Origin of the sequence: Methylobacterium sp. 092160098-2, from assembly GCF_028920805.1 — a bacterium.
Taxonomy (GTDB): Bacteria; Pseudomonadota; Alphaproteobacteria; order Rhizobiales; family Beijerinckiaceae; genus Methylobacterium; species Methylobacterium fujisawaense.
Genome location: NZ_JAQPZJ010000001.1, coordinates 355,635 through 370,614 on the forward strand (window position 1 = coordinate 355,635; position 14,980 = coordinate 370,614).

General features: G+C 68.4%; 11 protein-coding genes. 3 read left to right on the forward strand and 8 right to left on the reverse strand.

Features of this window, described 5'->3' with window-relative positions:
* Positions 1-11 precede the first annotated feature (11 nt).
* The 4 genes from mqo to PQI07_RS01680 form a co-directional block, all read right to left on the reverse strand.
* Complete coding sequence (gene mqo, locus PQI07_RS01665; protein WP_274925936.1) at positions 12-1,742, reverse strand: malate dehydrogenase (quinone); 1,731 nt, start codon at positions 1,740-1,742, stop codon at positions 12-14.
* A 642-nt stretch (positions 1,743-2,384) separates the two neighbouring features.
* Positions 2,385-2,519 (reverse strand): hypothetical protein, encoded by a 135-nt coding sequence (locus PQI07_RS01670; protein ID WP_257787395.1) that lies wholly within the window; start codon positions 2,517-2,519, stop codon positions 2,385-2,387.
* Positions 2,520-2,676: 157 nt separating this feature from the next.
* On the reverse strand, positions 2,677-3,783 hold the full coding sequence (locus tag PQI07_RS01675) for a tlde1 domain-containing protein (RefSeq protein ID WP_274925937.1): 1,107 nt from the start codon (positions 3,781-3,783) through the stop codon (positions 2,677-2,679).
* Between the two features lie 230 nt (positions 3,784-4,013).
* Positions 4,014-4,808 carry a lytic murein transglycosylase gene (locus PQI07_RS01680; RefSeq protein WP_043380860.1) on the reverse strand — a complete coding sequence of 265 codons (795 nt, stop codon included), beginning with the start codon at positions 4,806-4,808 and terminating at the stop codon, positions 4,014-4,016.
* Positions 4,809-5,488: 680 nt separating this feature from the next.
* On the opposite strand from PQI07_RS01680, the gene PQI07_RS01685 reads away from it, so the two are divergent.
* Both PQI07_RS01685 and PQI07_RS01690 read left to right on the forward strand, forming a co-directional pair.
* Positions 5,489-6,175, forward strand: a complete 687-nt coding sequence (locus tag PQI07_RS01685) for a class I SAM-dependent methyltransferase (RefSeq protein WP_043380861.1) — start codon at positions 5,489-5,491, stop codon at positions 6,173-6,175.
* A gap of 51 nt (positions 6,176-6,226) precedes the next feature.
* Complete coding sequence (locus tag PQI07_RS01690; protein ID WP_274925938.1) at positions 6,227-6,838, forward strand: hypothetical protein; 612 nt, start codon at positions 6,227-6,229, stop codon at positions 6,836-6,838.
* A 40-nt stretch (positions 6,839-6,878) separates the two neighbouring features.
* Here PQI07_RS01690 and PQI07_RS01695 read toward each other — a convergent pair whose 3' ends face one another.
* Positions 6,879-8,570, reverse strand: a complete 1,692-nt coding sequence (locus PQI07_RS01695; RefSeq protein ID WP_274925939.1) for an aminotransferase class III-fold pyridoxal phosphate-dependent enzyme — start codon at positions 8,568-8,570, stop codon at positions 6,879-6,881.
* Positions 8,571-8,602: 32 nt separating this feature from the next.
* Between PQI07_RS01695 and asd the strand changes: the two genes are divergently transcribed.
* Entirely contained in the window at positions 8,603-9,505 is a 903-nt protein-coding gene (asd, locus tag PQI07_RS01700) for an archaetidylserine decarboxylase (RefSeq protein ID WP_043380867.1), read from the forward strand.
* Between the two features lie 1,543 nt (positions 9,506-11,048).
* Here the strand turns inward: asd and PQI07_RS01705 are convergent.
* From PQI07_RS01705 to PQI07_RS01715, 3 genes are read right to left on the reverse strand one after another with little or no spacing between them, the layout of a single operon-like run.
* Positions 11,049-13,106 carry an ATP-binding protein gene (locus PQI07_RS01705; protein ID WP_050735150.1) on the reverse strand — a complete coding sequence of 686 codons (2,058 nt, stop codon included), beginning with the start codon at positions 13,104-13,106 and terminating at the stop codon, positions 11,049-11,051.
* Complete coding sequence (locus PQI07_RS01710) at positions 13,103-13,633, reverse strand: hypothetical protein (RefSeq protein WP_050735149.1); 531 nt, start codon at positions 13,631-13,633, stop codon at positions 13,103-13,105. The genes PQI07_RS01705 and PQI07_RS01710 overlap by 4 nt, the downstream gene beginning before the upstream one ends.
* A complete protein-coding gene (locus PQI07_RS01715; RefSeq protein ID WP_050735162.1) occupies positions 13,633-14,916 on the reverse strand; it encodes an SIR2 family protein in 1,284 nt (427 codons plus the stop codon). The genes PQI07_RS01710 and PQI07_RS01715 overlap by 1 nt, the downstream gene beginning before the upstream one ends.
* Positions 14,917-14,980 lie beyond the last annotated feature (64 nt).

The window sequence follows — 14,980 nt, forward strand, 5'->3', positions numbered from 1 at the left end:
CCGAACCGGTCCTACGGCGCGAGGTCGTGGACCGGCTCCTTCACCGGCGTAGCACTGCTGTTGAGCACGGTGCTGCCGGTCGGGACCGGTTTCAGCACGGCCCGGTCGATCTGCGGCGGCGTCGGCAGCTGGAGCTGTGCGCTGGTCTCGGCCCATTCCTGGGCGACGCGCTCGGGATCGTCGTTGAGCCTCGTGCCGTAGCTGGGGACAATCGCCCGGATCTTGGCCTGCCATTCCGGCGTGGCGACCTTCTGGGCGAACACCTTCTCCAGCACCTGCAGCATGATCGGCGCCGCCGTCGAGGCCCCGGGCGAGGCCCCGAGCAGGGCCGCGATGCTGCCGTCCTTGGCGTTGACGATCTCCGTTCCGAGCTTCAGGACGCCGCCCTTGTTCGCGTCGCGCTTGATGATCTGGACGCGCTGGCCCGCCTGCCAGAGACGCCACTCCGCCTTTTTGGCGTTCGGGAAGTACGCGCGGAGCGCCGCGATCCGGTCGTCGTCCGACAGCATGAGCTGTCCGGCGAGGTACTCGACCAGCGGGAATTCGTCGACGCCGACCTTCATCATCGGCCAGATATTGCTGGTGGTGGTGGAGCTGAGGAGATCGAAATAGGAGCCTTCCTTCAGGAACTTGGTCGAGAAGGTCGCGAAGGGCCCGAACAGGATCACGCGCTTGCCGCCGAGCATGCGGGTGTCGAGATGGGGCACCGACATGGGCGGCGAGCCCACGGACGCCTTGCCGTAAGCCTTGGCGAGGTGGAGCGTGGCGACGTCGGGATTGTCGTTGATCAGGAACGAGCCGCCCACGGGGAAGCCGGCGTAATCGTCACCCTCCGGAATGCCGGATTTCTGCAGGAGGTGCAGGGCGCCGCCGCCTGCACCGATGAAGACGAACTTGGCGTCGACCGTCCGGCGCGTGCCGTCCTTGAGGTTCTTCGAGGTCACACGCCACGAGCCGTCGGCATTCTTCGCGATGGTCTCGACTTCGGTCGACAGCCGGAGCTTGAAGCTCGGCTGCTTCTGCAGATGGGCGACGTATTGACGGGTCACCTCACCCCACTCGCAGTCGGTGCCCAGCGGCGACCACGTCGCGGCGACCTTCTGCTTCGGATCGCGCCCCTCCATCATCAGGGGCACCCATTTGCGGAGCTGCTCCGGATCCTCCGAATACGCCATGCCGGCGAAGAGCGGGCTCCCCTTGAGAGCCTCCCAGCGCTTTTTCAGGTACGCGATGTTGTCGTCGCCCCAGACGAAGCTCATGTGCGGCGTATAGTTGATGAAGGTGTGCGGATCCTTCATCACGCCGGTCCTGACCTGATGCGCCAGGAACTGACGGGTGACCTGGAAAGCTTCGTTGATCTCGACCGCCTTGGCGATCTCGATCTGTCCCGTCTTGTTCTCGGGCGTATAGTTCAACTCCGCCAGGGCCGAGTGTCCGGTGCCGGCATTGTTCCAGCCGTTGGAGCTCTCCAGGGCGACCTGATCGAGCCGCTCGACCATCTGGATCGACCAATCCGGCTCCAATGCATTCAACCAGATGCCGAGGGTCGCGCTCATGATCCCGCCGCCGATCAGCAGCACGTCGACGGTGCCGTCGGCACCGTCGGCCAGGACCGGCGAGCCCGGCAGCGCGGCCACGGCCAGGCCCGTCGCGGCCGTTCCAAGGATCTGACGCCGGCTGAGAGGCAGCGCGGCCGAGGCACGGCGGTTACGCAGGTCGTGAGTCTCGTCGTCGCCACGCATGGGCAGATCCCGCTTTTTGCGTACCGGACAGGCCCGATCGGCCGATCCGCGTACGGAAGACACTCGATACGACGAGCGAGAGCCCCGCTCGTCAGGCCTTCCGGATCGTTTCCCCGTTGCCGTGGCGGCGTGGCGGCGGTCTCGATCGACCCGACACGACGGTCCGGCGCGTGTCCGCAGCGGTGCGAAGTTCCGATGCCCGCGCAGATCGCGAGGCGACGGAACGTACCGATGCGACGCGCGTGTCTCCTGCCACTCGGACGCTCGATCCGGCCGGAGCCGTAATCTTCGGTCCAAGACCTCGAACGCGCACAGGCGCGATCGCCGAGGGGGAGGAAAGACGCTGGCTGGCTTAGCTCAGCAGATTGATGTCGGCCTCTTAGAGGACGAGGCTCGAAAGGACAATCGCTGCAGGGGTTGCATTCACCGTCTGCCTGTCAGGCCCGGATGCAAGCATCGAAGGTTGACGACCACCCTCGGTATGACAGGCGAGCACGATCGGGCGCCGCCGATAGACTGTCCGGGATCGTGCGTCCGGATCCGTGATCGACGTTATCGGATGGACTGGCAACGGCTGATGCTGCGCGACGGCCGGCCGTCGGTTCAGTTCGGCATGACGCGCCCTGGCGTCGTCAAGTCGGTTCAGTCGCCGTCCATCCGGGTGGCGCGTCGCAGCTCGGAGGCGATCCTTTCGGGCGCCTTGGCGGTCTGGACGCCGGTGACCCACCGGTCTCTCCCGATCCGGTGGCAGACGGTACCGGCGACGAGGGTCTCCATGTGCGCGGTCCGAACGGGCCGGAGGATTCCAGCTTGCGGACGCTGCCCATCGCATCGATGAGCGGGCCGGCCTCTCGGTCCGTGACCTCGGACGGCACGACCGGCCGGTTCAAGGCGCGATGCGCGGCGCGCCGCCGGCTCAGGTCGCGGGGCGGGCTCAACCGCCGTTGCGGGCCATCCGGGTCGTGACCGTACCGGCGGCGAGGCTCGGGAGCGGATCCTGCGTGCCGCTGACCACGACGAGGCGCTGCACCTCGCCGCGCAGGAAGGCCTGAAGGAACCGCTCGTAGTCGCGGAACGACACGCAGCCGTTCGAATCACCGCGCGGCCCCAGCATGTAAGTGTGCGCCAGAAGGCCGACACGGCCATAGACCGCCTCGTTGCCGCCCACCGGCGTGAGCCGGATAGCCCGAACCCCGTGGAACGGCCGCTCGCGCTCGGTGAGATCGTAGGTTCCAGGCGGCGTCGGCCCGCGCATCCGCACATTGACGAGGCGGGGATCGTCCAGCCCCTCCCCGAGACCCGAATGGGCCTCAAGACGCTCGCCGTTCGGCAGCGTCACGGTCTTGGCGGCGATGTTGTAGACGGCCACTCCGCCCGTCGGGCTCGGCGCCGGGGACAGCGCCAGCGGCGGCGAGATGCGCCGTTGTGGCGCCACGTCCGCAGGCTTGCTCTCCAGAGCGGCGTAGGCGAGAGCCGGTCCGCGCTCGATGCCGAAGAGCTTCTCGAGGAAGGACCGCTCGTCGGTCTGGGGAGCGGGCTGCGCCACAGGCGGGACGTCGCGGCGCGCCATGCGCCGGTCGGACCGACGCGCGAAGCCGGTTCCGGCCGGCGCACGGAATTCGGGCGGCCGCGGAATCGGAAGCGGGACGACCATCGCGGCCTGCGGCGGCGCCGCGGCTTTCGGTTCGGTCTCGGCGCCGGGCTCCGGCACGGGTTCTGGTGTCAAAGCGGGCGGCGCGATCTGGGTCCAAGCCCAGCGCGACAGCTTTCCGCCGGCGGCTTCCCGCCACGGATCAGGCGATCCCACCGTTTCCGATTCGACGACGGTGGCCGCCGCCGTCTCAGCGGCATCCGATCTTTCGGTCGACGCCTCCGTTCGGGCGATCTCGATCTCGGCGGCCGGATCCGGGGCGCGGTGCAGGACGCTGCCTCCGAGGGCAGCGAGGGCTACCACGCCGGTGAGCACCGAAAGGGGCGCCAGCCAGGCGCCGCGCGCAGTCTGGGATTTGAGGCCGTCCAGCGGCACGGATTCGACAGCCATGCGGTTGCCCATGCTCCTCGTCGCGAGACGGGGCAGACCGGCGGCAGCCCTCCACCACAGGGTGAGGAATCGCCGCGGGCGGACCGGCCCCGCTCAAAGCGAGACAGCGGGGTCGGGCCGGCTTTTCTGCGGCGATGCGATGGTCGATCTTGGATCGATCGAGACCATTTTCAGGCGCACCGCCACCAGTGTTCGTGTCTCTAAGACACGGATCTATGTGCGATAGACTGCTAGTCGTTGTCGATTTGACGCCCGAGCAGCGCGATCGCCTTCTCGTAGACCGGGGCCGCGTTCCAGCCCTGGATCGCCGCGAAGTTCGGCTCGCCGGGCTGGTAGCCGGCGCCGGCCCGCCAGCCATGGGCCTTGAGGAAGTTCGCGGTCGACGACAGGGCCGCCCCGACATTGTTGAGGTCGCCGGTGCCGTAGGTGAGCACGTTCTTCGGCAGGAACTGCGTGTGGCCGACCTCGCCATGCGCCGCGCCGCGGGTGCTCGGGGTGAGCAGGCCGCGATCGACGAGGGTCAAGGCGGCGTAGAGCTGATCCGTGAAGTATTCGGAGCGGCGGCAATCATAGGCGAGCGTCGCCACCGCCGAGAGCGTATTGACGTTGCCGCGCACGGCGCCGAAGCCGGTCTCCATGCCCCAGATCGCTAGGAGCGGTCCCGGCGGGACGCCGTAACGCTGCTCGATGGACTCGAAGAGGGCAGCGTTCTGCCGCTTCAGGGCGCGTCCGCGGGACACGATGGTCGGGCCGCCGCGCTTGGCGAGGAATTGCTCAAGCGACAGCTTGAAGCTGTGCTGTCCGCGATCCGCCGAGATCGTGGCGGTGGAATAGGTGGTGTTCTGCAATGCCGCGAGGCTGGCAGCGCTGGCCCGGCCGCGCGCCTCCTCGGCAAACTGCCGCTTCCACGCATCGAACCCGGCCGCTGTGTTGCCGCACTGCGCAGCCTGCACCTGCCCGGCGCTGAGGGCGATCCCGGCAAAGGCCGCGACCGCGATGGTCTGACGCCGCAAATTCTCGATCACGCGAAACACTCCTTCGGCGCGTCCTCGCGCCCTGTCCTGCTGGCGATACCGGGCCACATCTGGTCGATAAGAGGGCGAGAAGATGTCGAAGGGGCGACCTTCACCTTTCTCGCCCTCAAATCATTGCGCATCCGCGGATCTCCGACGAGAGCGCGGTGGCTGCGGGTTGGCGGCATCGTGAATGCCGCGTTTTCAGGCGTAGCCACCGCTTGAGAGGCGCGAGCCACGGTTCAAAGAACAGGCATTGGGCGGATCGCATTCCTGGCGTCGGTCGAAGATGTTCCGTCTGGATCATCGCTATTTTGCCAACGAAATTAGGATTGGCTCGCGCCGTTGATGATACTGTCACAACGCTGTCAAACGACGGACATAGCTTTGCCGGCGGAAAGACTTCTGCGGAGGGGCGGCGTGGGGTCGATGATTGTCGGTGTGGCTCGGCATGAACCAAGAGTCCGCCACCCGCATTTGCGCTCCTCCTGATCGGCCGATGCTGTCTCGCAAAGCTTGCGGTCGATCGGGCCAGGGCGCAGGCGGTCGCGCATCCTCCGCCTGCGGAGCAGCCGGTCCGAACCCGCGCTGACACGAATTCGATCCCGAACGCACGACCGAAATCCGCAACACCGGCGGTCAGACCAAGACCGCCCCTGCGCCGACCTTGCCGACATCGAGACAGGATGCTCATGGCCATCGGAATGCACGATACCGGTTCCTCGCGTCCGGCGAAGCTCGGTCCCGATCTCGACCGCGACGGAGTCGCCAAGGCCTATGGCCGTTGGGCGCCAGTCTACGATCTGGTCTTCGGGCCCGTCTTCGCGCAGGGCCGGACCCTGGCGGCGGCGGCCGCGGAACGGATCGGCGGCCGGATCCTGGAGGTCGGGGTCGGAACGGGTCTGTCCCTGCCCGCCTACCGGCACGCCCGCAGCATCGTCGGGATCGATATCTCGGCCCCCATGCTGGAGAAGGCGCGCCAACGGGTGGCGCGGCTGCGCCTGCGCAATGTCGAGCGTCTCGCCGTGATGGACGCGGAGCATCTCGACTTCGCCGACGCGTCCTTCGACGTGGTAGTGGCGCAGTACGTCGTCACGGCGGTGCCCAATCCCGAGGCGGCGCTGGACGAGTTCGCCCGGGTGCTCCGCCCCGGCGGCGAGATCGTGATCACCACCCGGATCGGTGCCGAGTCCGGCCTTCGGCGCGTCGTCGAGCACGCCCTCGCGCCGGTGACCAGCCGCCTCGGCTGGCGGACCGAGTTCGCCTGGGAGCGCTATGCCGCCTGGGCCGTGACTGCACCCGTGGAAATCGTCGAGCGCCGGGCGCTCCCGCCCCTCGGCCACTTCTCCCTCCTCCGCCTGCGCAAGCGCGACGCCTGAGGGTGCCTCACCTCCGACCAGCCCACCCAAATCCGAGCGGGGACGAACACCATGGCGAGTTTTCTGGACGCGCTGCGCGTGCAGCGCTGGGACGATCATCGATACTACCACCACAACCGCATCAACCAGAGCCTGCACGTCGTCAGCGCGATCAGTTTTCTGTTCGCCTATGCCCTGGCGTTCAAGGATCCGGCCACGGCGGCGTTGATCGGTTGGCTCGTGGCGATGACCTCCCGGCAGGCCGGCCACCTCTTCTTCGAGCCGAAGGGCTACGACCACATCAACGACGCGACGCACGAGCACAAGGAAGAGATCAAGGTCGGCTACAACCTGCAACGCAAGGTCGTACTCCTGGCGATCTGGGCCCTGTCGCCTCTGCCGCTCTATTTCGACCCGAGCCTGTTCGGATTGATCTCACCGCACCAGACCACCGCGGACCTGATCCGCAACGTGGGCTGGATCTGGCTGTGGCTGGCGGTGGCCGGGCTGCTGTTCCGGATGGTGCAACTCTTCGTCCAGCGCGACGTGCAGACCGGTCTCGTCTGGGTCGCCAAGATCCTTACGGACCCGTTTCACGACATCAAGCTCTACCATAAGGCGCCGCTCGCGCTGCTGCACGGCGAACTGGTCGAGGAGCAGGAGCCGCACGAGCGCGGCGCCTAGGGCTGGATCCCGCGCCGAGCGCGCGGCTCGGCGCCCCGGATCAGTCGTGATCCGGGGCGCGCAGGCCCAGCCGGGTGCCGAGCCTGCCCAGGCGCACCGCCGCGACCTCCCGCAGGATCGACCGGCGGATCGCCTTGTCGCTGGGGGCGCCACCCTCCCACCACCCATCCGACCGCATCGCCTGCGCCGCCGCCACGAAGCGCGTCGCCACGGCCTCGAAGGCCGCGTCGTCGTAGGCGAGGCTGAAGATCAAACGGCCGGTCCCGACCCACGACAGGGCCAATCCCTCCGCGCGCAGGTAGAATTGCAGCATCCAGTTGTAGCGCGACGGCTTGGTGTACAGGACCGTCCACACCGTCGACATGTTGGCGACCCGCACCGGCAGGTCGGCGTCCGCCAGCAGGGCGTTGAGGCGCCGCGCCCGCCCGTCCCAGGTCGCGTCGAGGTCGGCATAGAGGGCAGCGACCGCTGGGGTGTCCAGCCGCTCGAGGAACGCGCCCATGGCGCCCATCACGTAGGGATGGGCATTGAAGGTCCCGCGGGCGAAGCAGATGTCGACGGGACGATCGTCCCGGTAGCGGCGCATCAGGTCGGCGCGCCCGCACAGGACGCCGACGGGCAGCCCGCCACCGAGCGTCTTGCCGTAGGTGACCATGTCGGCACGCACGCCGAAATACTCCTGCGCGCCGCCGCGGGCGAGACGGAAGCCGAGGAAGACCTCGTCGAGAATCAGCACGATCCCCCGGGCGCTGCACACCGCCCGCAGGTCGTGAAGCCACTTGGTGTAGGCGGCGCGGTCGAAGGACGCCCTGCGACCGCTGTCCACCAGCGCGGAATCGGCCGGCGCGCCGGCATTCGGGTGCAGGGCCTGGAGCGGGTTGACCAGGACGCAGGCGACGTCGCGGCGGGTGGCGAGCACCTGCAGCGTCCGCTCCGACATGTCGGCCAGGGTGAGCGTGTCGCGGGTCGGGACCGGGTTGCCGATGCCGGGCTGCACCTCGCCCCACCAGCCGTGATAGGCGCCGCAGAGCCGCACAATCCTGCGCCGGCCGGTGTGGTAGCGGGCGAGTCGGACCGCCTGCATCACCGCCTCGGTGCCCGACATGTGGAACGAGACCTCGTCGAGTCCCGAGATCGCCTTCAGCCGCGCGACGTTGCCGGAGACGACCGGGTGCAGCGGCCCGAGGACGGGGCCGAGCGCCGCGACGCGGGTGGCGCCCTCCTCCAGACAGGCGCGGTAGAAATCGACGCCGAACAGATTCACGCCGTAGGAGCCGGCGAGGTCGTAGAAGACGTTGCCGTCGAGATCCGTGACGGTCACGCCCGCGGCCGACGCCGCGAAGGCGCCTGTCCCCAGATGCGCGCGCACGTGGCGGGCATACTGGAACGGCACCCGGTACAGCCCGGTGAACTGCAGATCCGAGAGGCCGTCGCGCACCGCCTCGGTCTCGGCCCGCGTCCGGGCGAAGCGTGTCCGGAACCGGTCGGAGAGCCCGGCGAAACCCGCCTCGCGGCGCAGGGCCACCGCTTCGTCCGGTTCGTCCGACCGGAAGAAGGCGCGCTCCGAATAAGCGTAGTGCGGGATCAGCCCGGCGACGCGCCGGGCCATGCGGGCATGGCCGGTGAGCGAACGGTGCTTCGCCCGCGACAATTGCAGGCGCTCTGCCGCGCGCGGCAGGGCGAGAACCGCGGCAGCGGCGGTGGCGGACAGGGTGATGAGGAGCGCGGACATCGCCCCGCGCCCTATCGGAGACGGTTCACGGCATGATGACGGTTGCCCGATCCCGGTTGCGGGCGGTCCTGGCGCGGGTCGGCGCGCAGGAGGATCTCAATTTCCTTTTGACGAACCGCCTTCCGCGCCGGTTCGCCACCCGGTTCATGGGCCGGTTCAGCCGGATCGAACAGCCCCTGGTGCGCGACCTCTCGATCGCGACGTGGCGGTTGTTCTGCGACGTCGATCTCCGCGACGCCGAGGAGACGCGCTTTCCCAGCCTTCACGCCGCCTTCGTGCGCGCCCTACGCCCGGGCGCCCGGCCGGTTGCCCCCGATCCCGCAGTGCTCACCAGCCCCAGCGACGCGATCCTGGGCGCCCATGGCCGCATCGAAGCGGGACGCCTGTTTCAGATCAAGGGCCTGTCCTATCCGCTCGCCGATTTGCTCGGCGGCGACGTCACGCTGGCGCGCGCCCATGAAGGCGGCTGTTATGCCACCCTGCGGCTGACGGCCGGGATGTACCATCGGTTTCACGCGCCGCACGATCTGCGCGTCGAGTCGGTCCGGCACATCTGGGGCGATACCTGGAACGTGAATCCGATCGCGTTGAAGCGTGTCGAGGCGCTGTTCTGCCGGAACGAGCGCGCGATCCTGCGCCTGCGCCTCGCGGAAGGCGGCCATGCCGTGACCCTGGTGCCCGTGGCGGCCATCCTCGTGGCGGGCTTACGCCTCGGCTTCTTGCCCGAAGGGCTTGCCCTGCGCGAGACCGGGGGGCGGACCTTGCCCAGCGCCGCGCATCTGGCGAAGGGCGCGGAGATGGGCTGGTTCGAGCACGGCTCCACCATCGTGGTGCTGGCACCGCCGGGCTTCACGCTCTGTCCGGAACTCTCCGTGGGGTCGCGTCTGCGCGTCGGCGAGCCCCTGATGCGCCTTCCGGAGCCGCCCATCCGCTGACGATCTGCGCCGCCCTCGCCCGCACCTTTCGCGCCGGGCTGGAGAAGCCGCGCCTTGCCGACCCGGCACGCTCTGCGATGCGCTTCACTGGGGACTCACACGGCCCCGATCAGCACGCGACGGGCAGGATGCGCCGGCGCTGCCCACCACGTGCGCGCGCCTCCCGGCCCGGCAGAGGCCGGACCGTGCTGTACCGCGCCATCACACAGGCTTGTCATTTCTCGGCAAAGCTTGTCCTGATTTGAGGAATCCCCACAGGGAGTGCTCTCAAATGAGCTTGGCCTAAAGCACACGGAACTCTGTCCATACAGATCCGTGCTTACAGAGAAGTTTGACCTTGTTCGCGAACGGCCCCTCACGTCCGCTCAGCTTCGCGTTTCCGTGTTCTCGACCGACTGCGGCTTCCGCGATGGCTCGGAGGATAACAAATTGCCCTCGTCTCACCGTCTCACCGTCTCACCGTCACGGTTTTTCGGATTGAGGCGGCAGTACCACAGCCTGGTTCCGGAAAAGAATCTGCGCAGCACAGTCCGCAGCAGATCCGACAACCCGCCTTGGTGCACGCTAACATGAGAATTTGTCTTGATTTCTGTTACCTCTGGAGGGGCGGTCTCATTTAAGTTTATCCCGATTTGTAGGGAACGTGATCCGCCTCGCTCCCTAGACCCGACATGCCCAGGCGCGGATGCCTGGTCCAACCCTTGGAAACAGAGGCCGGCATCAAACCCGATGCCGGCTCGATCATAGGGCCGATGGGTCCAGACCGCGTCCTTAGCGTGATCTGCGGACCGGACCATGCCCTTCGGGTTGCCGTACTTTCTTTTCGGAATGGCCGCGAGGACACCACCGGCCCCCAACGCCGGGGGGCATCCGGTCGAGCGCCCTGATCGTTCAGGTCCGAGGAGGCGCCCTGGCGGTCGGCTCGGCTGGCTTCGCCGATACCGTCGCTGCGGTCCTCACGTGTTCGGATCGGCCGCTCCACGATGATCTGGACGGCGGCCCGGCATGCACGAGGAAGCCGCCTCGGGACGAGGCGAGCCGGACGGCTGGGACAGCCGAGGCAGACTATCATGAAAGCGTGTCCCGATTTACGGCCCTGCCAATGGTACGCACTCAAGAGAGCTTATCCCGATTGTCAGGGAAGCCTGTCCTCACGCCCGGGATGTGCTTGAAGCCGGTGGCCTCCGCAGAGGGGGTGGCCTCCGCAGAGGGGCGCCCGTGACCGCGCCGCCCCTCTGCGGACATGATGATTCCCGTGTTGGGCCTGAGCCAGGACCGCTGGCCGGGACGAAACCTTTTCGGTTTCGCGGCCTGATCGGGCATCCACTCCCCGGAATTGCCGCGCGCAGGAATGCTCTCCGCTTTCGACGGGCAGGGCGACACCCACGTCGGACGGGGTCTGCGGAGAGCGGGGAGCGTTTGCGAGGCGGTCGTCGAGCTCCCTGCCCTCTTCCTTCGTCGAGGTCACGAAATCGGGGACCGCGGGTCGAAACACCGGTCCTGGGCGGGCACAGCCCCGACGCCGTCGGTCATCGAGGCCGTCTCAGCTCGCCGCGCTCAGGTCCCTTGCCCTCCTGAGCACGCCGACCATGGCTGGTTCGATGTCCGTCGAGCGAGTGACCGAGGCACCCCCGCCGGGAACAAGATCCAGGTCGTGGCGGCGACCGAGCGCCGTGGGCTCGCTCATGAGGCGCCGGCACAGCAATTCCGCCAACGACGGATCCTCGACGGCACAGACGATCTGCCGGCCCGACCGCTGCAGGGCCGACAGGACCTCGACCAAGTGCAAGGCCCGGAAATCATCGATGTGCTGGACCGGGTCGTCGAGCATGAGCGTCCGCCAATTGCACCATGGCCGGGACAGGTGAACGGAGAGGAGGAAGGCCAGCCCGGCCGCACGCCTCTGCCCGCTGCTGAACACGAATTGCGGGTTCAAGCCGTTGCCGACCCGCAGGCTCAGGAAACGCCTGACGTCGCCGCGTATGCCGTAATCGATGGTCCGCCACTCGGAATGCGGGCGAAGCCGCTGGTACAGCTCGTTCAGCAGCGGGCTGATAACCGCCAGGCGCTCGTCGATGATCTCGGCATTCGTCCTGCGGACCGTACGATCCAGCGTCCGGGCGGTCGTCACCGCAGCGTGGGCGCGCGCGAGCCGGTCGCTCGCGTCGTCGGCCTCTGCCCGAAGCGCTTCGAGGCGCGCTTCGAGCTCCGTTACGCGTTCCACCGCCTGCGAAGCTTCCAAGGTGAGGATGCTCCGTTCCAGGTCGATCAACCGACTCCTTTCGGCCTCCACCACCTCCTCCAGGGCCTCTGGGTCGTAGGCCAGCTCTCCATCCAGGGAACGTCGCACGAGCTCGGCCGAAAGCGCCTCTTCCCGGGCTTCCAGCTCGGCTTGGGCGGACGCGAGGCGATGGACGACCGTCTCGGCCTGCTTCAGGATCTCGCCGGCATCCTCGACCCGGGTTCGGGCCGCCGCGACCTCGCCTCGCGCCTCCGGCACTGCCGACCGCCGGGCGGCGAGGCGCTGGCGCGCGGATGCGAGCCCCGTCTCGAACTCGGGGGCGCCCTGCGGCGCGCGGCATAGCGGGCAACGGTCGTCATGCAGGCCGATCCGGCTGCCGTGATCGACCAGGATCGCGAGCGACGCGGCGAGGCCGTCGCTTTCCTGTTCACGGTCCAGGCGCGCCTCGGCGGCCTGCAGCTGGCGGCGGGCTTCCTGGACCGCGACCTCGGCTTCGGCCACCGCCACCGCGTCCCGGCCTGCGCTGTCGCCGTGTCGCGCGACCGTGTCGCGCAATGCGGCCACCGCGCGAGCCTCGTCGGCGACCCATCCCATCTCGCCGAGGTTCGAACGGCGCCTGGCCAGCGTCTTCCGAGCTGCCGCGACCCGAGCTCCCAGGTCGGGGCCGGCCCCAGGCGTAAGCTCGTCCAGGGTGGCAAGGACGGCCGCGACGTCCCCGGCCTGCAGGGCGACGTCCCGGATCTGCTCCAAGTCGGTCAGCGCCGCGGTCAGACGTGCGCGCGCCTCCTCATAGGCCTGCGCGGCGGCATTGTGTACGGCCTCGGCGGAGGACAGGGCCTCGCGAGCCTTGGCGGCGTAATCCGGACCCTCGATGGCGCCCAGCGCCGCGCGCACGAACTCGAACCGTTGCGTTTCCGTCAGGTCGAGGCTGAGCGCAGCGATCCATTCGTCGCGAATGATGGATGTCCTGCAGACCTGCTGGAGGGCCCGCTCGGGCTGCGCGCCCGGAACGCAGAGCATCGCCTCGATGCGTGCCGCGTCCCGGTCGGCGCCGGTCTCGCGCGAGCGCGTCACTGCGAAGCCGCTCCCGTCATCGGCGCGGAATCCCACGGTGACGAAGTGCGCCTCCGGGTGGCCTTCGCCGCGCCACCAGACGTAGTCGTCGAGGCTTTCCTTCGCCGCCTTGTCGACGAGGTACTTGTCGATTTGGCCGGTGAGGGCGAACTCGACCGCGTCGCACAGCGTGCTCTTCCCGACGCCGTTGCGTCCGCAGATCACGGTGAAGCCAGTGCCGAAATCGACCCGCTGGCGCTCCAGGAAGCCCCGGAAGCCGCACAGTTCGAGGTAGTCGAGCCTCATGGCGCATCCACCAGGATGCGCGCCACCTCGGAAGCGCTCGCCGCGCCCAGGAACGCGGCCACAGCGTCGTCCGGCAGGTCGCTCAAGCGCGCCCGCAGACGGGCCCGGTAATCGGCCCCGCCGATCTCGGGTGCGCTGAGGACCGGCAGGAGGGGCAACAACGTTCTTCGCAAATCGGCCACCGTGCGCAAGTCGCCGCGCGCGATCTTGCGGGTCATGGAGAAGTCCTCCTCGATCCGCTCGATCCGCCGCGCGAGGGCCGGTTCGGAGCCGCAAGCCAGGAACAAGGCGTAAACGTTCCAGGCCTTTGTGCCTGCAGAGCGCAACGAGGCCGCATGCCGGCCGAGCGTGGCCTGCTGGATTTGCTGCCAATCGGCGAGCAGGCTCTCGCCGCTCGCGAAGACGTGCAGGAATCCGACGACCGCCGCGTTCTCGAAGCAGACGACCGGCACGCTGCCGCCCGGCCAGGTCCAAGTCTCATAGCCTGCCGACCGGAGGAGCACCTCGGATTGAGTCGCTATGTCCATCACACGTCGAGCTCCCTGCGGGCGGCGGGAAGGTCGAGCCATGCCGCGGAGGCGCTCGGCCGGATTATGTCGCCCGGTCGCCCTTCCCGAACGACGTTCAACGGCAGGCCGACGTCGGTGGCTCCGGCGCAGACCACGATGTCGGCGACCTCGAACGGCGTCTCCCTGAACCGGTCCTGCACCGTCTGGAGCAGCATGCCCGAACCGTTCACGACCCTGATCCGGCGGCCCGCGAGATCATAGCCGACGGGGGTCTGGCTGGCACCGGCACGCCGCAGCAACAGGTGCGCGTAGCCCAGGACCTCGGACGGCCCCGGGTTCCGCAAGGTCGCCGCGGCGGTGGCCGGCACGCCCTCGGCGTCCCGTCGAAGGTCGTAGAGTTCCTCGCTGCCCAGGTCGGGCGGATCGAGCCAGCCCGCCTCACACTCCGCTCCGAGCTCGCTCTCCAACGCGGCGCGCCCGGCGTGCAGGACCTTGCGTAGGTACGCCTGGGAAAACGCCCTCCGGAGTTCGTCTAGGACTTCGGCCCCCGAACGCTGAACATGCGTGAACCGGACGTTCTCCGAATTGGCCAGGGTCCAGAGTTCGGGCGCCTTGGCCTGCAGGACGTCCTCGGGCGCCAAATCGACCAGCGTCACCGACAGCGGCGCGACGCCCGTCAATGCCTCGGCGAGAACGGTGTTGAGATAGGACCAATCCGACCAGAAGCCGACGACGAGCAGGTCGCTCTCGCGGAGGTGGTGGGCCATCCACGTCTTCGTCTTCTCGATGCGCGCGGCGATCACCCGGTCCTCGGTGAGCTGTGAGGCCGTCCAGACCGTGGCGCGCCGCTCGCGGACGGAGCAGCCATGAAACTTGAGCAGGGGCGCGTGCTTGCGGGCCTGGACCTTTGCCTCGTCGCCGTCGAGGGAGGCGAGGAGATCGAACCCGTATTCCTGCGCGCGGCGCTCGATCAGGGTGTCGTAATTCGCCGACACGACACCGGCGGCCAAGCGCGTGATCAGGAAGTCCGCCACCGCGGCGTGCCCGACGTTGGGCGGCCGGACGAAATCCTCCCAGGGCACGAGAGCGTCGATGAAGACCGACCCGAGCATGTCCTCCTTGGCGAAGATCTCCGCCAGGGACTCCAGGTCGCCGCGCAGTTCCTGCGGGCACTCCGGATCGATGCTCATGACATAGCGGTCGTAGCACCTGGCGGCCACGGTCCAGGCCGACGGCAGGGAACTCGGCGGCGCCATCGACAGGCCGGCGCCGCAGAGGAGGACGAGGCGCCCGGCTTCCATGGAGGCGAGCAATCGCGCACGAACCGCCGCGTCCAAACCGCCCCCCTTCGTCCGCCGGATCTTC